The sequence below is a fragment of the Zobellia laminariae genome (assembly GCF_030553095.1).
Lineage (GTDB): Bacteria > Bacteroidota > Bacteroidia > Flavobacteriales > Flavobacteriaceae > Zobellia > Zobellia laminariae.
This window is the reverse complement of sequence record NZ_CP130738.1, coordinates 105,064-130,896: the sequence shown is the minus strand read 5'-3', so window position 1 is coordinate 130,896 and position 25,833 is coordinate 105,064. Positions and strand designations below refer to the sequence as shown.

Below are 25,833 nucleotides of genomic sequence, written 5' to 3'. Positions count from 1 at the left end.
TTTTGAAGAGGTCCAATTTTCGGACCTCTTTATTTCCTTTAAGGACAAACTTTAATCCGTAGCTAAAAGAAAGAGCTAGAACACTAAAATAACCACAAGTACCTATGAAAAATAAACTGAGTCTCATTGTCATTCTGTGCGCAATTCTAGTAGGGTTCGTACAAGATAAACGGCCTAATGTTTTGATCATAGGAGATTCTATATCCATAGGGTATACCCCTTTTGTAAAACTAGCTTTAGAGGATAGGGCTAATGTGGTTCATAATGAAGGTAATGCCCAGCACACGGGTACTGGACTAGAAAAATTGGATGAATATTTAGGTGACACCAAATGGGATATTATCCATTTTAATTGGGGATTATGGGATTTGTGTTACCGGCATCCAGACTCAAAAAAAGTGGGAAATAGAGATAAAATAAAAGGTACGGTTACGTATACCCCAGAGGAATACCGAGCGAATTTGGAAACTTTGGTTATCCGTTTGCAAAAGACGGGCGCTAAGCTCATTTTTGCCACTACAAGTTATGTTCCGGAAGGAGAAGCAGGCCGTTTTGCAAATGCAGAAAAGATATATAATAGAGAAGCTTTGGCGGTAATGAAGAAGTATGGGATTACGGTGAACCCTTTAGGGAAGATTTCCAAAAAAGTGCATAAAAAACATGCTGCAGGCCCGGGTAATGTTCATTATACCAAAGAAGGTTCCGAGCTACTTTCTAAATCTGTGGTAAAGTATATAGAGAAAGACCTGATAGCGAATTGAATCCTTTTCAAATAGACCAAACCAGAAAGTTGAAGAAAATCATTTTAGTTAGTTGAGTTTTTTTTAATAGAGGTTCAGTTTTGAACCTCTATTTTTCTTTCTAATGAAATTTTGCCTTAGGTATACTTTAGGCGGATTGAAAATTAAAACAGCAATGAATAGAATATTCTTTTTAGTAGCATTGAGTTCATTCGTATTATTTTTTTCTTGTAAATCAAATACCAATCAAACCAAAGATGTCGTAGAGAGAAAGCCCAATATTATTTTAATCTATGCAGATGATTTGGGAATAGGTTTGTTGGGGCATGAAGGGCAACAAATCATAAAAACTCCACATATAGATGCATTAGCTAGTGGGGGATTACGTTTTCAAAATGCATACGCTAATATGTTGTGCGCTCCAGCTAGAGCATCCCTTATTACAGGCCTTACGGATTGCCACGCTCAGAAATTTGAGATTACGCCAGGGCAATGTATAAGAAAATAAGTACACATAATCTTACTCAAGCCGAAGTTGAAAACAACATAAATCAAGCGCTACGCCCCATACCTGCAGATCAGGTATTTCTTGGGCAAGTAGCAAAAGAAGCAGGATATAAAACGGCTGAAATCGGGAAGTTAGAATGGGGATTTTCGGCTACGGACCAGCAAATGAAAAGACATGGTTGGGATTATTATTACGGATACTTAGACCATGTTAGAGCACATGGTTTTTATCCACCTTTCTTATTTGAAAATGGTAAAAAGGTAAATATTAAAGGAAACACCCTTGCTAATGCAGGAAAAACAGGTGAGCCGGAAACACCTGAGAACCTCACGGATAGACATGATATGAGGGGGAAGGTTCACTATTCGCAAGACCTTTTTATGAATAGAGCGCTCAATTTTATAGAAACCAACCGCGACAATCCTTTCTTCCTTTATTTCCCCACACAATTACCACACGGTCCTGTGGCCATTCCTAAAATACATCCAGATTTTGTAAATGACGATAGGCTTACGCCTATTGAAAAGGAATACGCCTCTATGGTCAAAATGTTGGACGATAATGTGGGACAGCTGATGCAAAAATTAAAAGAATTAGAATTAGATGAGAATACCATTGTCATATTTACGGCAGATAACGGGCATGAAATCTACTATGCGCAAGAAGGGCGGGTTTTAAAACCCTATGCGAATATAGAAACAGGCAAACGGTTTAACGATGTGGAGCATAAATATTATAGCAATCTCGCAGGAGATGTTTTTGATGGTAATGGTGGCCAAGCAGGTATGAAAAGAAGTAATCTTCAGGGCGGGATTAGGGTTCCGCTTATTTTTAGATGGCCCGCTAAAATACAACCGGGAAAAACTACTAAGCGGCTTGTCGCTAATTATGATTTGGTAGCCACACTTGCAGAGGTTACTGGTTTCAACGAACCGTTCCGTACGGATGGTATTTCGTACTATGATGAATTGCTTGGCACTAGTATAGATAATGGTCATGAATCTGTGGTGTATTCCTCGTATACCGGTCCCACTTTAGTTACCAAAGAGGGCTGGAAAATTAGAACCGATTTAAAAAAAGAAGTCTTTGAATTGTTCTTTCTACCTGAGGATTACAAAGAAGAAAAGGACTTATCAGATGAGCATCCGGATAAACTGGAAGCACTTAAAAAGGAACTTTTAAAAGCTTGTGAAGGCGATTTAAAAAATGGATTTTTCAGTAATGGGGGTAGCATAATGAAGGTTCCAAGTGTAGTTAAGAAATAATAGGAATTAAGATATTTAGAAAGCTGATGAAAAAATGGATTTTACTAAGTTTATTGAGTAGCAGTTTTTACTTCCTATCGGCGCAAGGGCAAGCTGTTGTTGAGGTGAATATTGATGCTGCTATTACTTTTCAGACCATTCATAATTTTGGAGCTTCGGATGCTTGGGCAGCGCAATATGTAGGGCTGTGGCCTGAAGCCAAAAAAAGCAAAGTAGCCGAATGGCTGTTCAGTACCGAAACCGATGCAACGGGTTCGCCCAAAGGGATTGGTTTAACCGCTTGGCGTTTTAATATAGGAGCAGGAAGCGCCATACAGGGCGATGATAGCGGTATAAAAGACCCATGGCGAAGAACCGAAGGATTTCTGCAAGCCAATGAAACGTATGACTGGCAAAAACAAGCAGGACAGCGTTGGTTCTTACAGGCTGCTAAAGAGCAAGGTGTGGATCAGTTTGTTGCTTTTGTAAACAGTCCGCCTATTTACTTTACTAAAAACAGAAAGGCACATTCGGACGATGGATTATCGGCAAATTTGAGTAGTGATAATTATGCTGCCTATGCCAATTTTCTAACAGATATACTTCATCACTTTAAAGATAGCTTAGCCATAGATTTTGATTATGTGAGTCCGTTTAACGAACCGCAATGGGAGTGGAAAGGTGGGCAAGAAGGTTCGCCTTGGAACAATACTGAATTGGCTGTGGCCGCTATGGTAATCGATTCGATATTTCAACTTGAAAAAATCAACTCTAAAATAGAAATTACGGAAGCCGGAGCTATCGATTATGTAACGGGAACAAAGAAGAAACACCAGAATAGAAGTGACCAGATTGAAACTTTCTTCAATCCCACAAGTCCACATTATTTAGGAAGTCTAAGCACCTTGGCGCCTAAAGTAGCTGCGCATAGTTATTTTACGACTTGGCCTGTGGAAAAGCTAAAAAGAGAGCGAGAACGCATTGCAGAAAAGCTTCAGAAATATCCAGACTTGGAATATTGGATGAGTGAATATTGCATCCTAGAAAACAACGAAGAAATTAAAGGAAAGGGCAGGGGCTTGGGTATGCAAACCGCCTTATACGTGGCACGGGTAATTCATGCTGATCTTACAATTGCCAATGCAAGTGCGTGGCACTGGTGGTTGGCTATGAGTCCGTATGATTTTAAAGATGGCTTGGTCTATCATGATAAAAATGTTGCAGATGGTGCTATCTATGATTCAAAACTGTTGTGGGCGTTTGGTAATTATGCACGATTTATCAGGCCTGGAGCTAGTCGAATTTCCGTCAGTTATGCGGATAGGGACTTGACCGACACGTTACAGAACGGAGTTTTGGTTTCCGCATATAAAAATAAGGATGGCAGCGTAGTTGTTGTGGCAGTAAACCAAAAAGAAGCAGCTGTAGATTTAGAGTTGAATTTAGATTCTGAATCATATGTAAAGGTTACGAGTTATGTGACCAATACTGAGCAAAATTTGAAAAGTAAAGTTTTAGGAAAACTGACGGACGGAATATTCACGGTAGGTGAAAAATCAATAACCACTTTTGTTCTTCAATTAAAATAGATTTTAAACGTATAGCAAGAATTAAATATGAAGCATTTCAATAAAATACGATCCATTACTAGTATTGGAATTTTAGTTATAATAGCTAGTTGTAGTTTAACTGCCCAAACCACGGTAGATGCTACTTCTGATACTTACCAAAAACCCAATATAATTTTCATCTTAACGGATGATTTGGGATATGGAGATTTAGGGGTTCTTTTTCAAAAGCAACGGGCAATCAAGAATGGAAAGGGCGCACCACAGGAATTTACCCCCAATTTAGACCGCATGGCCAATGAAGGTGCCTTATTGCCGCAACATTATTCCGCGGCACCTGTATGCGCACCTTCTAGGGCATCGTTACTATTGGGGCAAAGCCAAGGGCATGCTAATATTAGGGACAATCAGTTTGATAAGGCCTTGGCTTACAACCACACTTTAGGGTCTATTTTACAAGAAGCAAACTATAAGACAGCGGCCATAGGCAAATGGGGATTGCAGGGAAAAGGAAAAGCACCAAATTGGCCTTCACACCCCCTAAATCAAGGATTTGATTATTACTTGGGATATATGAGACATGGCGATGGACACGAGCATTACCCAAAGGAAGGGATATACCGCGGTACCAAAGAAGTTTACGAAAACCGAACGAATATAACCCCTGACCTAGACAAGTGTTATACTGCTGATCTATGGACTGCTGCTGCAAAAAAATGGATTGTAGATCACAAAGAGGGAGAGGAAAAAGACAAACCATTTTTTATGTACTTGGCCTATGATACACCGCATGCCGTTTTGGAGTTGCCTACAGAGGCATATCCTAAAGGAGGCGGACTAAACGGGGGGCTGCAATGGCTTGGTGAACCGGGTAAAATGATAAATACCGCTAGTGGCGAAGTGGACTCGTGGATTCACCCCGATTATGCCGATGCTAATTACGTTCCTGAAAATAGTAAAAAGTCAGTTCCGTGGACGGATGTTTACAAAAGGTATGCTACGGATACGCGTAGGATAGACTCTGCAGTGGGCGATATTCTTCAACTTTTAAAAGACTTGAAAATTGATGATAATACTTTGGTGATATTCACTTCTGATAATGGACCATCTGTAGAATCCTATTTGGAGGACCAGCCTATTGTACCAACATTTTTTGGTAGCTACGGACCTTTTACAGGAATAAAAAGAGACTGTTGGGAGGGAGGTTTACGTATGCCCACTATAGCAAGATGGCCTGAAGCTGTTAAACCGGGAACGGTTATTTCCAGTCCTAGTATTTCTTATGATTGGATGCCTACGTTCTCTGAAATAGTAGGTTTGCCGGCTCCTGCGGTTTCTAATGGAATCTCATTGTTATCGTCATTAACGGAGAAAGGAAAACAATCGCCTAGTACTATCTATGTTGAATACTTTCAAAACGGAAAAACACCAGGTTATGATGATTTTAGTTCCGATTTAAAAGACCGTCGTCGTAATCAAATGCAGATGATACGAAAGGGCGATTATGTGGGAGTTAGATATGATATTCAATCGGAAAAAGATGATTTTGAAATTTATAATGTAATCGATGATATGAACCAATCTGTAAACCTAGCTAGTTCTGCAGATTTTACAGCACTTCAGGAAGAAATGAAAGCCAATGTTCTGCAACGTCGTATGCCAAACGCGACTGCAGTAAGACCTTATGACCAAGGCCTTGGTTCCGGGCGTTGCGGTAAAGGATTTGGAGAAAGGCATTATTTGGAAATCGTATGAAGGGAAATTCCGTTGGGTGCCATCTGTTGAGTCGTTAACTCCTATAGGAACAGGGATAACTGCACATATGAATTCTAAGGTTCAAACATCGGAAAATACTAGTATCCTTTATTTTGAAGGATATATAGAAGTACCTGTGGATGGAGACTATACTTTTTATCTAAGAGCTAATTCTGGAGGAATACTGCGTATTCATGAGTCTACTGTTATTGATGCCGATTACGGATACATAAAGAATTCTAACATGAGCGGACAATACAAACTTAAGGCCGGAACACACCCGATCAAGCTCTATTTAAAAAATGGTAAAAAGGGAAATCCGCAATTCAATTTGGAATGGAGCGGACCTACTTTTGGCAAAGAAGCCATTTCTGAGTCGGTTTTGTCCCATTAGGAAATAGCTAGCTATTTTATTCAGCTTTAAGATTCCTATAAATTGGTTTTACGTTAGGACTGTTTCAAAAAGTGCTTTAAGATTTTTACCAAATATACAATGCCGTACACAACTAAAATACTACCAAGTATATAGCTACCTTTCATGAAGTAAATCGTTGAGCCGATTACACCGAATAGCATGTAAAAAAAGTCAGAATAAATGTTACTTTGTATTACTCTTTCCATAAGATGGGGCTTAAGATAAAAGTTAGTAAAACGGCTGTACTCCTGTGTGCTATTGGCCTACAGGGTCGTTTACTAATTTAATACATAAGTTTTAAATAGAAAAACGGAATCTCTATTTTACCATTATTTTAGGAGCTTTTTAAAAGTGCTTACTTCAAAATCAGTCTGTTGCTACGAATTGTAATTACGTAATACAGCATGTACAAATTCCAACTTTTGGAGCACATTTTGGGGTACAACAAAAGGGTATACATCTGGTTGGCCCATACTGCGGTTTAAACTATTTACGGCAATGGATAACGGAACAATAGCTTCAAAGATATCAGTAAAGTTAGGATGGTAATAGGCATCGGTAATATTGGTCTCTACATTCGTTAGTAATCCAAAATTTAATGCGGTGTCTACCATATCTACCATATGTAAATAATGTGCCCAGGTTTCGGCCCAATCTTCCCACGGGTGAGAACTGGCATATTTGCTTATGTAATTGCCTTTCCAGTTGTAATTGTGCTCTTTTTTATAATGCAGCTCTAGGGCTTGGCCATAATCTGCACGGTCGTCTCCAAAAAGATTACGGAACGCCGTTAAGTTATTTTGGTTTTCATAAATAAGCCTATCCCAATAGTAATGGCCTACCTCATGTCTAAAATGGCCAATTAAGGTACGGTAAGGCTCCTCTAGTTCCTGTCTTGCCTGTTCTCTAGAAATAGCATCGGCTTCAGCTAGGTTTATGGTCACCAGTCCGTTTGCATGGCCTGTCATGGCAGATTGGTTTTCTTTTAGTTTCTCATCTTTGGAAAGAAAATTAAATTCCAGATTATAACTGCCAGCGGTAGTACCATAGAAAGGCAACTTCCACCGTTTTAGGGCATAAATAAGGCGGTGTTTGGCCATTTCTATATTCTTCCACTCGTCTAGGTAGTCTTTAACGGAAAGATTGGGAATGGTACGGTTTAGCTTGCACGCCTCACAGAAGGTATCTGCACCGTTTGCTTCTATTAACCAGTTGCACACATGGTGTTGGTGGTTGCTGCAATAGTGATAATTTCTTCCGTCTAGCTGAAACGTAGGTACATTCTGTTGCGCGTTGGTGGCGAGCATACGAGAAGAAATAGGCTCGTAACCCAACCATTGTTTGCAGGCCACACAGGTATGATTTTCAAAATACACCACGTTGGAGCAGTGTTGGCAGGTAAATTTTTTCATTGAAAACAGGTATTAGACTTGGGGACGAGTACTGTATTAAAATATTCCTACAAAGGTGATAATTATTGCGGAACAGTGTATCTCAAAAACACTATTAAATGCTCTTAAAAGATGGAACTGTAATACCCGATATAAGGCCTAATCTACTAAAATGGTATAAATACCGCTCTCTTTGTTCAATTCAGAATCTGCTTTTTCTATGCGTATTTCTGTAAAATCTGTATTTGGGCAGCAGCCATCGGTGGAACGTTCTGCGGTTACATAAAGTTCAAATACGCTTTTGGTGGCAATTTGAATGCTATACGCAACGGTTTCCGTTTCCCAGCCAATGGTATTTATTCTAATGAGGTTGGTGTTATTCTCATCTTGGAATGTAAATTCAACGGTGCTTTGGTCGTCAAGATCTACTACGCTTATGTCATTGGCGTTATAGGTCTCATTGGTAAATAGATTCTCTCCGGAAGTTTTGTCTACCAATTCAAAATAAAAAGGTTCAGGAGGTGTAAAGCAGGCAACTTCACTACAATTATCATCGTCCTTACAAGCTTGTGAAAATAGGAGAACGAATAAGAAAAGAAGTGTAAAACTAGATTTCATAGCTCGTCTAAATTAAAAGGTTTGAGGTTTGTTATTGTGCGGTTAAAAAATAGAACTGTAGTATAGATGCAGATTTTCTAAAGGGTTGCTTTCTCAACTTCCATTTTGTCTAATTCTGTAGACAAAAATTGTGATACCAGTTTACTTAGTGCTTCATAGCCTGCTTCTGAGTAATGAACATCCGTTACTCCTTTTCTGTATTTCTTATGGATAGGGATAGATTTCTCATATATATCGTTTATGAGAACCGAATGTTTGTTCATGATTTCTTTTGCTTTCTCATTATACCGTAAAGCATCATTTTCAAATCTTCCGCCTGCATTTTTAGGAACGTAGGTTGTGGTAACAAAAATGAGCTTGGCATTAGTTTTTGCTTGTAAAGCCCTTACTATAGAATCTAGATTTGTTGCATACTCCTCGAGGGTACAGGTTATTTTTCTGTTGTTTTTTTCCATGGTACCGTCAACTTCAGAATAGGAGGGACGCTGATAGATATCCCACAGGCCCCAGTTAAGTTGAATGATATCCCAATCCTTGTCTTCAATCCATTCGTCTAATTTTACAACGCCCAGACCAGTGTGCTGCGCATTTCCAGAATTATGGTAGACGCGGGCTTTCTTTTGTATATCTTCCTTTACATATTTGGTATAACCTATGGAGATGGAATCACCAATGATCAAAACTTTAGGCTTGTTGCAACCGGTAAGTAGTAATCCAATAGATAGAATAAGGAGTATTCTGGTCATTCTTAATAATTCATTTTAATAAAATAGGGGATAAGCATACTCCTAGTAAAGGTACTAAGAAGCTTACAAATTAGTAAAGCTAGTTTCGCCTTTAAGTTCGGTTTTTAGAACTTTAAAAAATTAATGGTTATTGAAAGTTCTTATTGTTCATAGCGGTAATGACCAATTATGGTTTAAGAAAAAAGGCAATCTGCTAAAACTTGACCTCCACCAATATTGTGTACAATTAAGTTTCGGTTTCCGTCTTCTGATTTTTTGTTCACTACAATGCCAATATGTGTTGTGGCGCCTCCCAGATTCCAACAAACAATATCTCCGGCTAAATAATCATCTGCTTTCTCGGAAATTGGTTTTTCGGCACCTTGCCGTTTAAAATAGGTCATAAGGTTAGGAACCCTTCTATGGTCAATATTTTTATCTGTAGAGGTAAGGCCCCAAATTTTAGGATAGACACTGAAACTGGCCTTCATATCTTCATGAACTTCTTTCTGAAGGTCAATTCCAATTTTTCGATAGGCACGTATGACAACATCTGGACAAACTCCTTTTTCACTAGGCACATCCCCATTGGGATAATCAATAGAAAAGTAACTGGGGTCATAGGTAACGTTTTGTTCCGTCAACCCAAGCGCACCATCGGATAGGTCTATTTGTGCAACTTCAGTTTGCGAAAAACCGAATGTGAAACTAAATAAGAAGACTATTAAAAGTGCTTTTTTCATTTTAAATGATGCTCACAGAAATATATAAGTTCCCAGAAAAATTCAACTCTTTATTTTATGAAATTAATAACGTTATTTTACGATTTCACCTTTTGCATTGATAATAACATCCTTTCCGTCCATCTTAGCATTTGCAGTTTTCTCGTCTGAAAAACTTGAAATAAAGTCAAATTTATAAGGTATGATTATACTTCCATTTTTATCAATTGCCCCATATGTACCCCCTTTTTGTGTTTTGTAAGGACCATTTGTAATTACTTCAAATCCCTTACTTACAATAGCTATTTGATTTTTGAAGGACGTAACACTTTCAAATTCCGCAGGTATAACTATTTCTCCACATTCGTCTATGAAACCTATTTTACCATCTTTCTTAAAACGGGCATAACCTTCTTGAAAACTATCAATAAAATTGCCGACTTCTAAGACCGGAATGTTTAATTTTTTTCCACTTTTATCAATGTAGTAATTTCCGTTTTCACTATCTCCTACCGCGGCAATACCGCAGTCCGTAAATTCACTAGCTATTCCAAATTGGGGTTGTATTATGATTTCCTCATTTTGTTTATACCCCCAGCCATTTTCGGTTTCAAAGGGTATGATTTCTTTAGATTGTGAATTACAACTTGCAATTAATAACAATGCAATGAGTTGGAATATCTTTTTCATCTTTTATACGTTTTAGTTGGACACCACCCAAAATTCCATGGAATGAGCTGTGTCAAATAAATTATAAGTTTTAACCAATCCTTTTTCCCACAGATCTACGTGACCATTTAGATCTCCCATTTGTTCGTGAAATATAATTATTCCTTGTTGATTCGCAATTTCTTTTGCAAAATCCTCTCTGCTAGGGGTACTTGTACCTTCCCATTTTTTGGTAGGTGCTCCGTATCTATCTTTTAAATAGTCACTTACATTAGGAACATTAAAAATATACTTACCATTTTTTCCCGTTACATAATCTGAAATAGATAAACCGGCCGCTCTTGCATCAGTTTGAGAAACTCTATGAGAAACTGTATGGTTTAAGGAATAGCATAACCGTACACAGCACGTATTTTGAAAAGAACTACGAATCCAATTTCTTGTGGCTTCACTGGTTTCGGGGCTATTGGTTTTACTAAAAGCTTGGTCTAATACTGATGATGCATCTGGATATGACATCCACATGGTTTGAAATTCATTGAGTTGTTCCATTGTTTAATTTTATGATTAACATGTACGCAATAATCGAGATGAAATGCTCCGAGGTTCGCCTTGAAATCAAAGTATATTCCTCTTAACGCCTCGCGGGCTTGTTCCTAGTTAGTTTACTAACGGCTTGTGAGTAAAACATAAACTTTTTGAATTACCGGCAATGTAAGTATTTAATAATTAGGTCAGTTATCTCTTCATTATACTACCTTTTCATGGCGCAATTACTAAAGAAAAAACGCTATTTCGTACGCTTTTCGGTACGAGCAGAATGATGTTCATTCCATGCAAAGTTCCCATATAAACTTAGAAAACTTGATTAATAAGGTCGCCTTACTCCTTTAAAGAAGCTTCAAGAAGTAAGACGAACTTTTAAAGATGATTATTCGTTATATAGTGATGCTATTTCAGCATTCGTCAATGCTCTATTGTAAATTTTTAAGTCGTCTATAGAACCTTTAAAGTAACTCTTAAAATCTCTGGTGCCTACGCGTAGGGAAAACCATCCGTTTTCAGGGTTAACCGAGTACTTAGAGAAGGTACTCGTACCTTCTAATTCCCCGTTTCTATACAGCTTTACGGTGTCCTTATTCTTGTTATAGACTGCAACTATATGTATCCATTCGTTGGGTACGACCGTTTTCTGAACGTAGGCCGAAGTTCCGCTACCTCCCGATAAATTATAGACAAGGCTAGAAATTCTATTGGGTTGGTTACCGTTCTTATTGTTCATGCGGAAAACATATTCGTGTTGACCCGTCTCTCCTTTTCCCATCCAATGTACGTAACCGGATGCCTCGGTGTTATCAAAGTCCAGTACATCGGGATTCATCCAAACGGATATGGTTAGCTCGCCCGTGGTGGCAATACTCAAATCATCCGTATCCGGTATCTCTATATATTGCACTTTACCATCAAAATGAAAACTACCGTTGTCTTTGTTGAACCTGTCTTTTGCCGGATTGGCAAATACCCAAGCTGCGTGATTGTTATGGTCAGTAGCATCTTCTCCGTTGCCGTCAAACGGGTAATGGGCTACAAGGCCGGCGGTAGGGCCAACAGGCGTATCACCTGCATCATCTGCGTCATCTTGATCATCACTTTGGTCATCATCTTGATTATCATCTGTATTTTCCGGTTCTTCTCCATAGAGTGCTGTAATATCATCTTGAGAAAGGACCTTATCGTATATTTTTATATCATCTATTGCTCCGTTAAAATACGAGTTCATTGACCTTATGCCAATACGGAACGGAGCATTTCCGTTACGGGGCGTTACATGGTAATCTTTCTCGAAAGAATCAGTATCCATTAATACTCCGTTTCTATAAAATTGGATGGTGTCTTCATTAAAATTATATATGGCAACAAAATGAAGCCACTCCTTGGCCACAACAGTTTCCTGAGCATAGCTACCTGCTCCTAGGTTTCCTTTTAGATTCCAAGCATAACAGGAGATTCTATTGGGACGGTCTTTATCTTGAACTCTAGTTATATCCTTGTTGTACATCCTCATTGCATATTCGTATTGGTTATGCTCACCTTTCCCCATCCAGTAGATATAGGAATTGGTGTTGAAGTTTAATGCATCAGGTCGCATCCAGACGGATATACTCAGTTTGCCGGTCGTAGAAATGCTTAACCGATCGCTGTCCGGTATTTCAATGTATTGATTCTCGCCATCAAATTTGTAACTACCATTTTCCTTTCCAAAGCGGTCTTTGTCCGAAGTGGCAGTATTGATGGTTGCATGGTTCTCGTTACCGCTATAGTCCTTTGCATCTCCGTTTAGCGGATAGTGGGCAACAAGACCAGCACTGGTGGCATTGGCAGCAAAATTAATAGTACTCTGGCCTGTCAGTGTTGTATCTGTTATTGATTCAGGTTCTTTGGCGCAGTTGGCCAGCATAAGTGAAACTGCGGGCAGTAGTAGGTGTGCAAAATTGATTTTTAACTTTTTCATAAAGGGGCTTCTAATTAATTAAAATGATGCAATCCCAGCGAAAAATATATTCCGAAGTGACTTTACACCAATTAGTTGTAAATTTTCGTTGGGTAAGGTATGTAGACTGAATGCCTTAAAAAATACCTGATTTCCTGTATTTTTTCACCTAATCCTTTTTAACGATGTGCACATTTTTAAATCGTGCCGAACTAGGGGAGCCCTTGTATGCATTCAAGAGCGCGTGATGCTCCAAGTAGTTGTGATATAAAGTATGGCTAATTTACGCTTACAGGTAATTGCGTTAGCCGATGATTCTTTTGATAAGATAGGTGATTAACAAGCCCAAAGTAAAGGTGGTGAAAAGTGTACAAAAGAGTAGTGCCAATACAGCAGGAACCATCATGGGGTAGCTGTCTTCCAAGGTAAATAGAAGGACGAAACAAAAGGAGGCCCATATGATACCGTTTACTACTGCAGAATACATAAAGGAGGCAAATAGTAATGCTTTTCCTTTGTTTAAATGGTCATAGGCCACTTTTGCGCCAATTCCCAAGGCCACTAAAAAAGATAAGGCCAACCCTAGAGTTGGCCATCCATAGTTTGCAATTAAAATTATTGAAAATAACCCTTCATCGGTAATTAAAATAGGTAACCAAAGAGTTGCGGCTATGGTAAGAAGGCCAATTGGCAAACCTATTAAATAGGAAATTAAAATACTTTTTCTGAGGGGTTTGTTCATTTTTCAAGCCTTTTCCAAATTAGTTTAATTTGGTGCACAAGCTAAGTGCTCATTACAAGCTTGAATATACTTTTTTTACCCCATTGTAAATAGTTATTCTTGTTCCAATTTCAATAACACCTCTTTTGCATGTTCATTTTCAGGGTATAATTCAATAGATTTCTTGTACATTTCAATGCCTTCTTCTTTTTTATCTGCCGCTAATAACGCTTCGCCATAACTATCATATGCATTTGCACTTTCTGGGAACAGCATGGTATTCAATTTAAAAATCGCTAAAGCCTGATCAAGTTCTTCGGTTTGCATAAATGAATACCCTAAGGTATTCAAATCATGTTCTGAACGGCTATGTACTCTAGTTTCAATAGCTAATACTATGGCATTGTCAAGCGCTTTTTGTAGCACTGCATTTTGTTGGTCTTTAGCTAACGTTTCTGAGTAAGCTTTAATGATAGTATTGATGATCAACGCAGGATTATCTTCAAAAACGGCATGACCACAGCCTTTGGCTATTATATTGGTCACATTCTTGTTTTTTTCACCAAGCTCGTCCTGAAGTTTTTTCCATCTAGTTGAAAGCATCTCAGGAAAATATGGAAATGAGTTTTCTGGAAAAACGCTGGTAATAGGCGTACTTTCTGGGAACTGCATTCCTCTTATAAAACGCATCGTTTCATTATAATTAGCATTCGCATAATAATCACCGGTACCCTTTGGAATAGTACTTAAATCCACATTCATATCTCTCATGGTCAGTAATTCCTCATTCCAGAAATCAATGGGCGTGGCATCTATTAAAACAATGGACTTCACCTTTTTAGGATGTTTACGGGTGTATAGTAGATTGTAGAGTCCGCCGTAGGAGTGGGAAACTAAGATAATATCCTTGTCGTACCCTAATTTAGAAAGACCTGTTTCTAATTCTTTAATTCCGTTTTCTATTCCAAAATCGGCATCGTTTTTTAACTTCGGGTTTAATTCGCTTGTTCCAATTCCTGACCGGTCATAAGTAATTAGGGTTGTTCCCGTAACGGTATGAATTTTTTCTAAAATGGGTTCCCAGACAGAAGCATCATTACCTCCGCCAGCTTCAAAAAGAATGGGAGAGTGCCTTCTCCTTTTATAATATTGAAATGCATTTTGTAATCGCCTACATCCACCAGTGTATCTTGATTTTGAGCATTCATGGAGAGTGGTGCTATTAAAGCGAATAAGAATTTAAAATAGAAATTTTTCATTAGGTCGTTATTTATAGTTTAAAAAATGTTCAAAGTGTTCATTACTATTAAGTATTACAGACGACTAAAATATAAAGCGCTTAATTTTTGAAAAAGAAAGTAAGTCCTTTTGTGGCGAAATGACTAGATTTTGGTACTAGTGGATAAATAGTTTTTTACAGAAGAGTAGTAGGATTTAGAAACCGGAACCGAAACCGCAACGCCCTTAAAAGAAATAGCGGCTTTATTAGAGTTTCCTACTAAACATTCTACCTTATGCGGGTTTACAACAAACGATCTATGTACTTTAAGAAGAAAGGCAAAGTCATTTAGAATACTCTTTAATGTACCCCGCATTAAATGTTTGGTGTAATCTCCATCCTTTAAATAATGTATCTCTATATAATTATCTTGAGATTGTATATATAAAAGCTGTTCCAAATTTGTGCTAAACCCAGCTGCACCATTATCTTCTTTTATGCTTAAAATATTTTCCGCATCTGCTAAATATTCTTTGGAGATGGGTGCATATATTTGAATGGGAAACACGACTGTTTTTAAAAAGTGGAAAATAGAAAGAATAACAGGGTAAAAAGGTAAACCCAATACAAGAATGTATTCCAATAGAAAACCAAAAGTAACATGCCCATCTTTTACAACAACATAACGGTCATAAAGAAAAATAAGAGTCACACTTATTAGGGCAAGAAAAACATCAAAAAGAATAAGTTTTAAATAATTGAATTTTATGGTTTTAAACCACCTTAATAAAATTTCGTACCCCAGAATATAGACTGCCGTACAAATTAACCCAACACCAATATGAACAAGCGTTATATACGGGTGGTCTATTATACTTTTTTCAAACGGCTTAAGGCCTATGAGAATTAAAGAGACAAAGAAGCCTAGAAAGAAAGCGGAATACCAATATTTCTTGCGGTCGCCACTTAAATAAAAGCTTCGTTTATAGTTTTGTTTAAAATTATCCATTCAACATATTAAAATAAAAACCGCTTACAAATATCATATTTTGCTTTTTAACCATCAATTGAAATAAACTCCAAATCTGCACTAGCTAATTGTTCTTTTAAGCATTTTCAAATTTCGGATTTAATTCACTTGTTCCAAAACCAGACCGGTCATAGGTAATAAGGGGTGTTTCGGTAACGTCTTGATTTTTTTCATTAGTGTTTTGGTTTAAAGTTTAATTGATCTACAAGATTTAACGTATTGATTTTTACTCGATAATCGAGTTTAAATAATCCGAGGCCTGCCTCGAAATCAATGTATACTTTTTAGTGCCTCATGGGCTTGCCTAGAGGTAGTTTACTGCCCCACATGAATTAAGCCAAAGTATAACGTACCTCAATTAAAAACAGTAATTAGACCTATTTGTGGTGAAATGTTTCTTCTTTAAGAACAACAATCAGCCTAAAAAATAGTTATCCAAAGGGAGTAGGTTTTTCAAATGTAATGCGAACCTATTGAGTTATGTATTAATGAATTAAACATCCATTATGGCTAGAACTATGCGTAAATCTTCATACTTCAATACTACAGTACTACTGGTATTAGCAGTTCTAGCATTGCAACTAGGCTCTTGTTCATCGGATACCGATGCATTCAGTGATCCTAACACTGCAAATACACCTCCTGATGTAACACCCGAGGCTAGTCCGGAAGATTCCCCAGAAGATACCCCAGAAGATACTCCGGAAACACCCGTGGTAAGTATCGACCCCGAAATAACGGAGTTTAGATTTAGTACCGCAGATAATGAAGGTCTTGTTACGGATGTCCTAGGCACATTGGATAAGGATAACAAAACAATTCATGTAGAACTGAATCCCTATAGCGTTGCCATCCAAGAATTAACGCCCACCATTACCTTATCTTCGGAAGCAACAGTGAGTCCGGAATCCAATACTGTTCAAGATTTTAGTAGTGAGATTACCTATACGGTAACTGCAGAAAACGGCACCATAGTAACGTATACCATAGTACCGTCCCTAAGCGGAAACATTTGTAAATCTAACCTTCAAGAATCAGGTCCTATTATAGTTAGCGCTAACAACCAACGCATAGAAAATCTATATATTAAAACTTCTAATCAGCATGGTATTGAAATAAATAACTTTTCTGGTGTAGTCATAACCAACTGTATTATTGAGTATACGGGTGCCTATACCGGCATTAAATTCGCAAATGCAGATAATTTAACCATAGATAATTGTTCCATTACCTATACCAATGCACCGTCTAGCGGTCCTTTACCGGATGCTACAAGAAATTGTATAGAAGGTATTGAATCTCAAAATTTAGTGATTACCAATGTAAAAGTTACAGATGGTTCTACGGGTATTAGCTTAAACCAGTGCGATGATTCTATATTGACCTATATTGAAGGGCATAATATGAGAGGTCCGTACCCTAGAGGGCAATTTGTGCAATATGATAAATGTATAGGCGGATTATTAGAGAATTTTTCGGTGATAAATGACCGGGATATCGCATGGACGGAAGACAATATTAGTATCTATAAAAGTGCCGGACAACAAATTAAAAAAGGCCTGATTGTAGGTAACAATAGTCCCACTGGTGTAGGCGTACTATTTGAAGACCAGAATACGGAAGGTGCTCGTGGTGGCTTTGGCGGATTGGTTGAAGATGTAGATTTTCTAGAAATGGGCAATGGCGTTGTTTCTTCTGTGGAAGGCTCCAAAAATGTAACTTTTACCAGAATACGTGCGAAGCAAATTATATGTGGTGATTTAGGACAGAATAGGGGGTTGCCTACCTCTAATTCCTTAATATTTGCGGCATTTGGTACTGCTGAAGGTACGGGTGCCAATAAAATAGTAGACTGTATTGTTTACAACTCCTGTAACCCTACCAACATTGTTTGGCCAGAGCATAATTTTGAGTTGATTGACCATAGAGACGATATAGATTTTGAACCCAGAAAACCTATTGAACTTCAGTTTACTTGTCCATAGGATAACTAAGACTCTGCTTGTACAGGTAACTTCTGGACATTCGGCTAATAGTAACCTAGAGTTGAACCTTGGGGTGTAAATTTTTGAAATTGCGGATAGAAAACCGGCATTATTCTTATCATTGTAGAGTAATGCATTGGCAACTATGGTTATGAAACAGATAGGTAGTATTTTATTTAGTGTTCTTACATTTTGTAGTTGTAAAAGCGCTAACAACCAAAACAAATTGATTCCTGAGCAATTAATTGTGCAAAATGATAGTGTTGCGGAGACTCCCATTAAGGTGTTCACTGTTCTATTTGATAGCATTCAGACAGACGCTGTAGAACAATTAGCACTACTTAATGAAAGCTTAAGCAGTTTGTATAAAAATGCTGACGCTATAGCGGATGAAGCATATGTAACCCGAGGATTAAACAATTACAAAGCCAAAAGATTTGCAGGAACCTTAGCCCAAGATTTTGATAATAGTGATTTTACAAAGGCAACCCGATTAAACGTTTCTTTTTTAACCAAAAACGAAGAAAACCCTAAGGGAAATATTAAGGTGGAAGAATGGTTTTTTAAAGATGAGAACAGCGCTAAATCTTGTTTTCAGAGTCTACAAAATTATAGGGAACGAGAAATACATTTTAAATTTATTAGTTGGATATGGGTACAGCAAGACAATAAATTATTCTTAATATTTTCCACAGACTTTGTGGTGGATTCTAAACCTATGCAAACCATAAAACAACACTTAATTGGTATGTTGAAAAAGCAAGGAGAATATAATCTAATAGAAATGGATTGAGGTTTTAAAAGGGTTCAATGTCCATTAGTATTTCTTTAATTGGAAGTATGTCTAATTTATATTACGGGTTGGTTAAGAAACGTTATTTTATTACTTATTGGGAACATCACAGTTTTCCTCAAGCTCTAATTTAAGATCATTTTCAAATCGGCTGAAATCTAAACTATCACTAAGATTATATTGCCCATAAATACTGACTAAATATTTTTCGATACTTTTTTTCTAATTCTGTCAACGACTTGCCCTGATAATTCTGCTTCATTTTTTGCCTGAGTACAAATGTCATCAGCCACGGTTGCGATAATATTTTCGGAATTATTTCGCCGTGTTCTAAACATAGAGTCGATTTTTTCATACTCGGGACAATTTTCAATTAGTCCGTCATGTAATATTTTAGAAGTATTATGTTCCGCTAATTCAATACTTATTTTAGGATTGTCATTCACGTAGTCTTCTAAAATTTTTTTGACTTTTTCAGGATGATTTGAGGTTGATTTTTTTAGACAGTCTTTGGTTTTATAGGCTAATTCACTTTCATTGGATTTATCCTTTATTTGATTGATACAATCACAGGTAGATTCGTAAAAGTTATTTTGGGCGAATGTTGTTTGAACTGCGAATAAAACTATTACAATTAAAATGTTTTTCATTCTTATAATTTTGGCAACTTTCTTTTTTATGAAAAGTAGCGAATTAAAATAGCGTTGTAGTAATTCTTTATTTTCTAATACGCGAGGGTATACAAAGCTTATGGATTATTTTGGACTGGAGTATTAGATTGTAGTGTCAGGAATGATTTATAAAATTATTGAAGAGCTTTGATAAAATCCCTCTGTTGAGCTCCAGCCACCTATTTCGTTAATACTTTGAGTTATGTTGCTTTCTGAGAAACTATGGGTGTGTACTAGCTCCCCGTTAAAATAGAATTCAACCGAATAGTCTACCTGAAAAGGGTCCTGTAATTCCGAACGTAGTACAATACCGTAATTAAAACGTTTAGAGTCTTCCGTAGTCCTAAAACTATGAATAGTATCTTCAAATTGCTCTTCAATGAATCCAGAATCGTCATAGTCTATTCCTGTGTTCAGATATGTGACCGGAATGAATCTAGGGATCATATCTTCTCCGTCTCTTACTCCATACGTAATCATACGCAAAGAGTACATTTTATCGTATCCTTCATTAAAAGTTACTACTACCTCAATTTCACCAAATTCCTCCGTAATTGTTTCCGTGTCATCTTCTTTAGAGCAAGCATTAAAAAAGAATATAATTAGAAAATAGAGAGGGATGTTTTTTAATGTGAAGTTCATCTGCTGGTATTTTGGCTAAATCAAATTTATGGTATTAATTAAGAATCCGTTAACTATTTTGAGATTCATTTTTCCATAATAATTTTTTAATGCCGCTTCTGATCAGTTAAAATTTGGTGCACAATCTAAGTTCTCGTTATAAGGCTGAATGTATTGGTAAAAGGCTTTACCTGCACTAATGATTAACCTATTCTTATCCATTAAAAGGCCTTATTGGTACTTGCAAAAACGGTGTAGAGAACTCGTTGCAAACGAGCACTAGCGGGAATGTCCTAGAACAGAAAAAAAATCTTTTCTATGTTAGTTATAAGTTGGTACATTATTAAATTAGAAATCAAATGAATTATCAGGAATTATATCATCAAAAAATTTATCTAGGCCAGAGGACTTAATTTGTACAGTCTCATATAAATCTTGCAATTCACGGATATAATTTGGAAATGTCCAAAGATTTTTATCGTTTCCGTCTATGAATTCTAGTTTGTAAAAAGTTCTAGTCAAATATTGAAATTCATCAACCTGAACAGGTTCATTATATTTGTATAACCTAAGATATTTTTCTTTAAACTCTGTCTCATATACTTTTCCAATGATACTTTGCTCTCCTTCTAATGAATCAATTTTTCTAATAATACTATCAGTCCAGACAACTTCACCATTCTTAGTGGAAGAAATCAACAAACCTGTGAATTTTGATATTTTATTTTCTGAAATCATTTTTTTAATGCGTTTTTATCCAGTTTAACTTGCTGAATTCTATTGTAATTTTCATTAATCAATATATAAATATTAAGAATCTTCCGGGAAGAAACCATATTAGAAAACTTTTCTTCGTAAAAAAACGCAAATCTATCAAACATGTTGACATCTGTTTTTTCAGTATTATAAAAGCCTTTGTTTTTTATTCCCTGAATACATTTAACTACTCTATTTGTTTTTCGTCTGGCTCTTTTATCTTGTAATTTTGGAAACAGACTTTCAAATTCCGTCATCAGTTGAACTAAAATTTCTTTAATTCTTATTTCATTTGCGACAATATTCGGCATATTAGAATTTAGCTCTTGTTGTAGAGTATTAATCGTGGTTAGGTGTTTGTTGATTCTTTGGTCAAAAAGATTACTAATTTGTAATTTTTTAACCTTTCTATTAACAAATACCACAATGAGCATAGTAATCACGGAGATAACCAAACCAATTATAGAAGCAATACTGCCTGTTGTATTAATATCCATTCTGTCTATTTGTCATATTTCTGTTTTATTGTCTGTTCATTTTCTTTACTGCTGTTAACAATTTGGATATCAAAACCTACGGGTTTTACATACAGACTTTTCGATTTGTAACTGATTTTATTTTTATTAGCACCAGAACTATATATTTTTTAAATATTTGGTTGAAATTTTTGACTTTTATTTATCCCTCTTAAGTTCATAAAGCAGCTATCGTTTTTTAGACGATAATCTCCATTATTATCAAGTTGTTTCTTACTTGCTGAAAAATACACTTGTTTTCTTCCTCTTGTCACGGCAACATAAAAAACACTGAGCTCTTCAAGAAATTTAGATTCATTTTCGTCTTTGATTTCTAAAATACAATTTGAATTGCTAGAGCATCCATTACATAATCCCCAAAAATTTGGAAATGAATCTTTCTCCATATCAGGGATAATAACATAATCCCACTCAAGACCTTTTGCTCCATGAACTGTAGAAATAATTATACTAGAATTCACAAATTCTACATATTGTTTAAGTCCAAAATTTTCAAAAGTATCTTTAACTAAAATTATTTTTTCTTCATTACTAACAAAAGCAAAGTCTATAAATATTCTTTCCCAAAAAAGGCTTAATAAATTTGAGATGGCTTCTATTAATGGCGAATCGTTTTCTTCATATAAAGATTTGATTTTTAATTGATGAGATTTCCCCATTTTTTTTGAAACTCGATTGTTTACCTTTATAAGCTCAATAAATTCAAATAAACAAGCTCTATGAAATTTCGTGTAGATTGGGTCTTCATCTGAATATAATCCATAAAAAAATGGAACCTTATTAAGGTTTAGGGTATCAATTATTCTAGTGATATTGGGTCCTCTTTGTTTTACTAAAATTGCAACTTTAGATTCTGGGTCTTCTCGGATTAAATCGATTGCTTTATTGATTACATATAATGACTCTTTATTTTGGTCTTCAAGAATTTCAAATTCAATATTCGCTTCTTGAGCTATTTGAGGATTTTTTGGATTTTCTGCATTACTTCTAATGTTTTTATCTAACAAAAGCATATTGGATTTTGTGCAAACCTATAATTTTTATCGAGTTCAATTTTTTGAAGGTTAAATTTTTCAGCTGATATATTTAAAAGATTCGGAATTGCGCCTATAAACCCATAAATTCTTTGTAACGAATCTCCAAGTAAGAGAACATTAGTTTTTTTAGTAATTAATTTATTTAATATCCAATAGCTTAATGTATTTGTATCTTGATATTCATCAATTAAGATTGAAGTAAAAAAATTTTGATAGAAACTCAATATTTTTGGATAATCATTGAAAAGTTTAATTGTAAGTGTCAAAATTGCATTATAAGGGATAACTTCTCTTTCAATTAATTCATCAATTACAATTTGATTATATTTAATAATATTATCTTTTACGAAGTCGTATTTGAGTTCTTTCAAAGAAGTGTTGTACTTAGAAAGAAACATAGCGTTTTCGTAACTCAATCCAGTTACATCTCGCATTGTATTTCGAGGCTTACTATCATCAATAGATTGTAAGTTATCAATTTTTAATAGACTAGGATGAAGTAAATAGCCATATTTTTTTAATATTCTCCTACAAAACCCATGATAGTTTGATACAAATATTTTATCTGTTATTTTAATATTTAAATTCGAATCCTTTAGTAATTCTGGAACTTTCAGACTTACATCTTTTTTTATTTTATACGCAGCATTTACACTAAAAGTTAAAGCTAGCAGTCTTTTAGGATATGGGATTTCATTTGTAGCTAACATGTAAGCTATTTTACTAACCATTGTATTGGTTTTGCCGTAACCAGCAGGGGCTTCTACCAAAAGTCGATTGTTTGTATCGAAGACTACAGCTAATTGTTTAATGTCACCTTGATGACGTTTTTCAATTTCGCTTTTTATTATTTCTAAAGAACTATCCATTAGCTTAAGAGTTCTTTGGCTTGATTAATTACAGTTTTATAGATAGAAGGTATTTCTGAATCGTCTAACTTTTCACTTATTAATTTACCTAATGGATAACCTTTATTACTACTGAACCAAGCTAAATAAAATGGTTTAAGGTTTGTTAAATCTGTATTAGGTAAATCTGAAAGTCTTAAGTTTTGAGTATATTCTGTAACTGCTAATGCGTAAGTTCTAATACATTTATTCAATTTTGTAAATTGAACTGTTGCATTTTCATTTTCATATTGAATTACTAATTCTCTTAATATACTTTCTTTTCCAATATCCAATAGAGAAACTATTTCATCTTCAAAATCTCTCTTATTTGTAATATAGATTGGGTGATTAACAGATGAAGTATTATCTCTATCTCCAATTCCTATAGCTTTAATCATGAATTTTGAAGCAAGTTCAACCAATATTTCTATTGTTCTTATTTTGCCCCCTCGAGATTGAATTACTCCAATACCTAAATCATCTAAATTTATATTTATTTTCGTTGAAAAATTATCAAAGCTCCCTTCTTCGGATACTCCTTCAACAAAAATAACGGCTTTTGAAAAAAAAGCTTCTTTAATAAATGGAAAGCTTAATAATAAATGATTTGAATGTTGTGCAGACAAGCTTAATTCCTGTCCAGAAATTACTTTTGTTTTAAGATTTTCATCTACATAAAACCTTATTATCTGCTTGTAATCATTAAGAAGAATACTTGGCGAATGAGTTGCTATAATTATTTGTCCATTGATTCTATCAATTCCAAATAGTTCTTTGATTAATTCATTAAATTGTTGATTGTTATTGTTAATTATCGATTTTAAGTATTTAATCAATGACCTCTGCATATAGGGATGAAGATGTATCTCTGGTTCATCTAAACCAATTAATAGAGAGATTTCTTTATTACCATTTTCTTCATTTTCAAAAATTCCTTTATCACCTCTTTTTTCAATAATAAATTGTATTTTCTCTAAAATAGAAAGAGTAACAAGAATCAAAAACTGAATTCCATATCCACTTTTATTCAATAAGTTGCCATTCAAATCTTTTAGCGCAATCATATTTGGAAGCAGTCTTTCTAAATCTTCATCTATTACAGCATTAATACCATATTCTTCAAATCCTTTTATTTTTTTAATTTTTGAGTTAATATCTCCAAGTAGGTCAGTTAATTTTGATTCATCAATAAAATCTGAAGAAGATTGTTCTTTATTATTTAAATAAATCCTTACTAAAGAAACTAGGAATTTGCCGGCTCCCTTTCCTTTATCAAATGATATTTCTGAAATAGGATTTCTTATTGAATCATAAAAAACATAGTTTATATTTTTTATGAGAGAAGGTAATATGTATGTGTCCGTTTCTAAATGATAAAACTCTAAGTTATCATCAGGCGATAGTTGTGTACATTTGATATTAATAATAGATGAGTCTTCAATGTCGAAAAGGTCCTCAAAGTGTCCAATTTCTACTTCCGCAAGTTTTAATTTTAAATTTATTTCTATAGGATTACTAATATTAGTGAAATCCTCAAAATTAAAAGCACGAAAATTAAAAAGTGTATTTAAAAGCCTGAGTGAATTAGACTTTCCAATATTATTTTCTCCAACAATAAAGTTGCAATCATCTTCAAAAAAAATTGAGCACGAGTCAAGATTTCTGTAATTATTTATTTCGATTTCTTTTACTATCAATTTTTTTTATTTTTGGTTGTTTGTGCATTGACGATAACGATTTGGTCTATGAAACATAGTGTATAAAATAAGTGGTTTTGTTTCGGATAAGCATAAGCTAAAGTTTATGTTTTTTTTCAAATTCGTCAATCTCTCAAACACATACAGATCTTTTTACTAGCAAAGGCTCGCCTTATGCTTTATATACCTTATTGTTACACGTTTTTTTCATTTCGTTCTCTATCAAGAACTTAAATTTTTTCATTCCGTGTTTATACTTTTTACTATGCCAATATCGGCCACCTGTTCCTGGATGACATACAAAATCATATTTTACTTCTGATTCCGATTTTGGAATTTTCGATCTCAACTTGTCCCAAGATAGTTTTGATACGAAAATTACTAGATGAGGTTCGATAATATTTATAACTTTTTTAATTGTTTCTGCTCCAATTTTATAATCAATTGCCCTACAAAAATATTTGATTGAATCTCCCGTTTCTGGTGCTGGTCTTTGAAATCCGTTCATAAAAGCTATGTTTGTCATAGCTCTAAATTCCTGAACATTCATAAATTCCGACATGCGAGTATTCAGTTCTCTGAATATCATATGTCCAGCAGGTTTCCAATCTCCTTTCAATATGTTTCTTGTATTTATCCACGCAACTTCTTCTTTGTTTAAGTCAGATTGTTTTGAGTTGTACCAGTTTTCTGGACTGCGACTTATAGTTGATTTTGGTGGTAGATAATGGCTCTCTGCTATCAACAATATTTTCCGCGAATTATTCTTCCCATAATTTTCTCCAACAAAAGGCCGCATTGAAGGAAATTTTCGATAATGTTCAATTTCATTTAGTTTATTATCGAAGATTTCTGTCGATTTATTCATAGTTTTTTGGTCAGGTCAAAATGTTTACAACAATTGTATAAAGTAACAATTTGCTTTATATCTCTAATCTCTAGGTAAAAACACACTAGTTGCTTTATCCACAATTAAGTTTCTCCTATAGATTCACTCTTTAAATATCACACTAAAAATTAAAACACGTTTA

General features: G+C 35.3%; 27 protein-coding genes. 8 read left to right on the top strand and 19 right to left on the bottom strand.

Annotated elements, in window-relative coordinates:
• The first annotated feature begins 104 nt into the window (after nt 1-104).
• The 6 genes from Q5W13_RS00660 to Q5W13_RS00635 all read left to right on the top strand — a co-directional run bounded on the left by Q5W13_RS00660 (nt 105) and on the right by Q5W13_RS00635 (nt 6,209).
• Nucleotides 105-761 (top strand): SGNH/GDSL hydrolase family protein, encoded by a 657-nt coding sequence (locus Q5W13_RS00660; protein WP_304444997.1) that lies wholly within the window; start codon nt 105-107, stop codon nt 759-761.
• A 103-nt stretch (nt 762-864) separates the two neighbouring features.
• The gene (locus tag Q5W13_RS00655) at nt 865-1,248 is read left to right on the top strand and encodes a sulfatase-like hydrolase/transferase (RefSeq protein ID WP_304444996.1); all 384 of its coding nucleotides are present in this window, start codon (nt 865-867) and stop codon (nt 1,246-1,248) included.
• Nucleotides 1,233-2,513, top strand: a complete 1,281-nt coding sequence (locus Q5W13_RS00650; RefSeq protein WP_304444995.1) for a sulfatase-like hydrolase/transferase — start codon at nt 1,233-1,235, stop codon at nt 2,511-2,513. Before Q5W13_RS00655 ends, Q5W13_RS00650 begins: the two co-directional genes overlap by 16 nt.
• Nucleotides 2,514-2,539: 26 nt before the next feature.
• The gene (locus Q5W13_RS00645; protein WP_304444994.1) at nt 2,540-4,081 is read left to right on the top strand and encodes a glycoside hydrolase family 30 protein; all 1,542 of its coding nucleotides are present in this window, start codon (nt 2,540-2,542) and stop codon (nt 4,079-4,081) included.
• A gap of 27 nt (nt 4,082-4,108) precedes the next feature.
• Nucleotides 4,109-5,815, top strand: coding sequence for a sulfatase-like hydrolase/transferase (locus Q5W13_RS00640; protein ID WP_304444993.1), 1,707 nt, complete (start codon nt 4,109-4,111; stop codon nt 5,813-5,815).
• On the top strand, nt 5,745-6,209 hold the full coding sequence (locus tag Q5W13_RS00635; RefSeq protein WP_304444992.1) for a PA14 domain-containing protein: 465 nt from the start codon (nt 5,745-5,747) through the stop codon (nt 6,207-6,209). The genes Q5W13_RS00640 and Q5W13_RS00635 overlap by 71 nt, the downstream gene beginning before the upstream one ends.
• A gap of 398 nt (nt 6,210-6,607) precedes the next feature.
• Here Q5W13_RS00635 and Q5W13_RS00630 read toward each other — a convergent pair whose 3' ends face one another.
• From Q5W13_RS00630 to Q5W13_RS00580, 11 genes are all read right to left on the bottom strand, one after another.
• Nucleotides 6,608-7,642 carry a zinc-binding metallopeptidase family protein gene (locus Q5W13_RS00630; protein WP_304444991.1) on the bottom strand — a complete coding sequence of 345 codons (1,035 nt, stop codon included), beginning with the start codon at nt 7,640-7,642 and terminating at the stop codon, nt 6,608-6,610.
• A 138-nt stretch (nt 7,643-7,780) separates the two neighbouring features.
• Nucleotides 7,781-8,239 carry a hypothetical protein gene (locus tag Q5W13_RS00625; protein ID WP_304444990.1) on the bottom strand — a complete coding sequence of 153 codons (459 nt, stop codon included), beginning with the start codon at nt 8,237-8,239 and terminating at the stop codon, nt 7,781-7,783.
• 77 nt (nt 8,240-8,316) lie between these two features.
• Nucleotides 8,317-8,985: an SGNH/GDSL hydrolase family protein gene (locus Q5W13_RS00620; RefSeq protein ID WP_304444989.1), complete on the bottom strand. Its 669-nt coding sequence runs from the start codon at nt 8,983-8,985 to the stop codon at nt 8,317-8,319.
• Between the two features lie 173 nt (nt 8,986-9,158).
• Nucleotides 9,159-9,707: a DUF1287 domain-containing protein gene (locus tag Q5W13_RS00615; protein WP_304444988.1), complete on the bottom strand. Its 549-nt coding sequence runs from the start codon at nt 9,705-9,707 to the stop codon at nt 9,159-9,161.
• 72 nt (nt 9,708-9,779) lie between these two features.
• Nucleotides 9,780-10,376, bottom strand: a complete 597-nt coding sequence (locus tag Q5W13_RS00610; RefSeq protein ID WP_304444987.1) for a WG repeat-containing protein — start codon at nt 10,374-10,376, stop codon at nt 9,780-9,782.
• A 12-nt stretch (nt 10,377-10,388) separates the two neighbouring features.
• On the bottom strand, nt 10,389-10,907 hold the full coding sequence (locus Q5W13_RS00605) for a T6SS effector amidase Tae4 family protein (protein WP_304444986.1): 519 nt from the start codon (nt 10,905-10,907) through the stop codon (nt 10,389-10,391).
• Between the two features lie 379 nt (nt 10,908-11,286).
• Nucleotides 11,287-12,867 (bottom strand): LamG domain-containing protein, encoded by a 1,581-nt coding sequence (locus tag Q5W13_RS00600; RefSeq protein WP_304444985.1) that lies wholly within the window; start codon nt 12,865-12,867, stop codon nt 11,287-11,289.
• 283 nt (nt 12,868-13,150) lie between these two features.
• Nucleotides 13,151-13,588, bottom strand: coding sequence for a hypothetical protein (locus Q5W13_RS00595; RefSeq protein WP_304444984.1), 438 nt, complete (start codon nt 13,586-13,588; stop codon nt 13,151-13,153).
• A gap of 93 nt (nt 13,589-13,681) precedes the next feature.
• Nucleotides 13,682-14,641, bottom strand: a complete 960-nt coding sequence (locus Q5W13_RS00590; protein WP_304446581.1) for an alpha/beta fold hydrolase — start codon at nt 14,639-14,641, stop codon at nt 13,682-13,684.
• Nucleotides 14,635-14,826 carry a hypothetical protein gene (locus tag Q5W13_RS00585; protein ID WP_304444983.1) on the bottom strand — a complete coding sequence of 64 codons (192 nt, stop codon included), beginning with the start codon at nt 14,824-14,826 and terminating at the stop codon, nt 14,635-14,637. Before Q5W13_RS00585 ends, Q5W13_RS00590 begins: the two co-directional genes overlap by 7 nt.
• A gap of 123 nt (nt 14,827-14,949) precedes the next feature.
• Entirely contained in the window at nt 14,950-15,795 is an 846-nt protein-coding gene (locus Q5W13_RS00580; RefSeq protein WP_304444982.1) for a LytTR family DNA-binding domain-containing protein, read from the bottom strand.
• Nucleotides 15,796-16,322: 527 nt separating this feature from the next.
• Here Q5W13_RS00580 and Q5W13_RS00575 point away from each other — a divergent pair.
• Together Q5W13_RS00575 and Q5W13_RS00570 are read left to right on the top strand one after the other, a co-directional pair.
• A complete protein-coding gene (locus Q5W13_RS00575) occupies nt 16,323-17,801 on the top strand; it encodes an SGBP N-terminal domain-containing protein (RefSeq protein WP_304444981.1) in 1,479 nt (492 codons plus the stop codon).
• 151 nt (nt 17,802-17,952) lie between these two features.
• Nucleotides 17,953-18,594 carry a hypothetical protein gene (locus Q5W13_RS00570; protein ID WP_304444980.1) on the top strand — a complete coding sequence of 214 codons (642 nt, stop codon included), beginning with the start codon at nt 17,953-17,955 and terminating at the stop codon, nt 18,592-18,594.
• Between the two features lie 197 nt (nt 18,595-18,791).
• Here the strand turns inward: Q5W13_RS00570 and Q5W13_RS00565 are convergent, their stop codons facing one another.
• The 8 genes from Q5W13_RS00565 to Q5W13_RS00530 form a co-directional block, all read right to left on the bottom strand.
• The gene (locus Q5W13_RS00565) at nt 18,792-19,244 is read right to left on the bottom strand and encodes a hypothetical protein (protein ID WP_304444979.1); all 453 of its coding nucleotides are present in this window, start codon (nt 19,242-19,244) and stop codon (nt 18,792-18,794) included.
• 147 nt (nt 19,245-19,391) lie between these two features.
• A complete protein-coding gene (locus Q5W13_RS00560) occupies nt 19,392-19,907 on the bottom strand; it encodes a hypothetical protein (RefSeq protein ID WP_304444978.1) in 516 nt (171 codons plus the stop codon).
• Nucleotides 19,908-20,234: 327 nt separating this feature from the next.
• Entirely contained in the window at nt 20,235-20,624 is a 390-nt protein-coding gene (locus tag Q5W13_RS00555; protein WP_304444977.1) for a hypothetical protein, read from the bottom strand.
• Nucleotides 20,621-21,139 carry a hypothetical protein gene (locus tag Q5W13_RS00550; protein WP_304444976.1) on the bottom strand — a complete coding sequence of 173 codons (519 nt, stop codon included), beginning with the start codon at nt 21,137-21,139 and terminating at the stop codon, nt 20,621-20,623. Before Q5W13_RS00550 ends, Q5W13_RS00555 begins: the two co-directional genes overlap by 4 nt.
• Nucleotides 21,140-21,288: 149 nt before the next feature.
• The gene (locus Q5W13_RS00545; RefSeq protein ID WP_304444975.1) at nt 21,289-22,185 is read right to left on the bottom strand and encodes a 3'-5' exonuclease; all 897 of its coding nucleotides are present in this window, start codon (nt 22,183-22,185) and stop codon (nt 21,289-21,291) included.
• Nucleotides 22,179-23,084 (bottom strand): UvrD-helicase domain-containing protein, encoded by a 906-nt coding sequence (locus Q5W13_RS00540; RefSeq protein WP_304444974.1) that lies wholly within the window; start codon nt 23,082-23,084, stop codon nt 22,179-22,181. The genes Q5W13_RS00545 and Q5W13_RS00540 overlap by 7 nt, the downstream gene beginning before the upstream one ends.
• Nucleotides 23,084-24,802 (bottom strand): ATP-dependent nuclease, encoded by a 1,719-nt coding sequence (locus tag Q5W13_RS00535; RefSeq protein ID WP_304444973.1) that lies wholly within the window; start codon nt 24,800-24,802, stop codon nt 23,084-23,086. Before Q5W13_RS00535 ends, Q5W13_RS00540 begins: the two co-directional genes overlap by 1 nt.
• Before the next feature lie 172 nt (nt 24,803-24,974).
• Nucleotides 24,975-25,670 (bottom strand): hypothetical protein, encoded by a 696-nt coding sequence (locus tag Q5W13_RS00530; RefSeq protein WP_304444972.1) that lies wholly within the window; start codon nt 25,668-25,670, stop codon nt 24,975-24,977.
• Nucleotides 25,671-25,833 lie beyond the last annotated feature (163 nt).

Coding starts and splice junctions, on each gene's coding strand:
- Q5W13_RS00660 (WP_304444997.1), top strand. CDS start 105: ATGAAAAATAAACTGAGTCTCATTGTCATTCTGTGCGCAATTCTAGTA.
- Q5W13_RS00655 (WP_304444996.1), top strand. CDS start 865: ATGAAATTTTGCCTTAGGTATACTTTAGGCGGATTGAAAATTAAAACA.
- Q5W13_RS00650 (WP_304444995.1), top strand. CDS start 1,233: ATGTATAAGAAAATAAGTACACATAATCTTACTCAAGCCGAAGTTGAA.
- Q5W13_RS00645 (WP_304444994.1), top strand. CDS start 2,540: ATGAAAAAATGGATTTTACTAAGTTTATTGAGTAGCAGTTTTTACTTC.
- Q5W13_RS00640 (WP_304444993.1), top strand. CDS start 4,109: ATGAAGCATTTCAATAAAATACGATCCATTACTAGTATTGGAATTTTA.
- Q5W13_RS00635 (WP_304444992.1), top strand. CDS start 5,745: ATGACCAAGGCCTTGGTTCCGGGCGTTGCGGTAAAGGATTTGGAGAAA.
- Q5W13_RS00630 (WP_304444991.1), bottom strand. CDS start 7,642: ATGAAAAAATTTACCTGCCAACACTGCTCCAACGTGGTGTATTTTGAA.
- Q5W13_RS00625 (WP_304444990.1), bottom strand. CDS start 8,239: ATGAAATCTAGTTTTACACTTCTTTTCTTATTCGTTCTCCTATTTTCA.
- Q5W13_RS00620 (WP_304444989.1), bottom strand. CDS start 8,985: ATGACCAGAATACTCCTTATTCTATCTATTGGATTACTACTTACCGGT.
- Q5W13_RS00615 (WP_304444988.1), bottom strand. CDS start 9,707: ATGAAAAAAGCACTTTTAATAGTCTTCTTATTTAGTTTCACATTCGGT.
- Q5W13_RS00610 (WP_304444987.1), bottom strand. CDS start 10,376: ATGAAAAAGATATTCCAACTCATTGCATTGTTATTAATTGCAAGTTGT.
- Q5W13_RS00605 (WP_304444986.1), bottom strand. CDS start 10,907: ATGGAACAACTCAATGAATTTCAAACCATGTGGATGTCATATCCAGAT.
- Q5W13_RS00600 (WP_304444985.1), bottom strand. CDS start 12,867: ATGAAAAAGTTAAAAATCAATTTTGCACACCTACTACTGCCCGCAGTT.
- Q5W13_RS00595 (WP_304444984.1), bottom strand. CDS start 13,588: ATGAACAAACCCCTCAGAAAAAGTATTTTAATTTCCTATTTAATAGGT.
- Q5W13_RS00585 (WP_304444983.1), bottom strand. CDS start 14,826: ATGAAAAATTTCTATTTTAAATTCTTATTCGCTTTAATAGCACCACTC.
- Q5W13_RS00580 (WP_304444982.1), bottom strand. CDS start 15,795: ATGGATAATTTTAAACAAAACTATAAACGAAGCTTTTATTTAAGTGGC.
- Q5W13_RS00575 (WP_304444981.1), top strand. CDS start 16,323: ATGGCTAGAACTATGCGTAAATCTTCATACTTCAATACTACAGTACTA.
- Q5W13_RS00570 (WP_304444980.1), top strand. CDS start 17,953: ATGAAACAGATAGGTAGTATTTTATTTAGTGTTCTTACATTTTGTAGT.
- Q5W13_RS00565 (WP_304444979.1), bottom strand. CDS start 19,244: ATGAAAAACATTTTAATTGTAATAGTTTTATTCGCAGTTCAAACAACA.
- Q5W13_RS00560 (WP_304444978.1), bottom strand. CDS start 19,907: ATGAACTTCACATTAAAAAACATCCCTCTCTATTTTCTAATTATATTC.
- Q5W13_RS00555 (WP_304444977.1), bottom strand. CDS start 20,624: ATGATTTCAGAAAATAAAATATCAAAATTCACAGGTTTGTTGATTTCT.
- Q5W13_RS00550 (WP_304444976.1), bottom strand. CDS start 21,139: ATGGATATTAATACAACAGGCAGTATTGCTTCTATAATTGGTTTGGTT.
- Q5W13_RS00540 (WP_304444974.1), bottom strand. CDS start 23,084: ATGGATAGTTCTTTAGAAATAATAAAAAGCGAAATTGAAAAACGTCAT.
- Q5W13_RS00530 (WP_304444972.1), bottom strand. CDS start 25,670: ATGAATAAATCGACAGAAATCTTCGATAATAAACTAAATGAAATTGAA.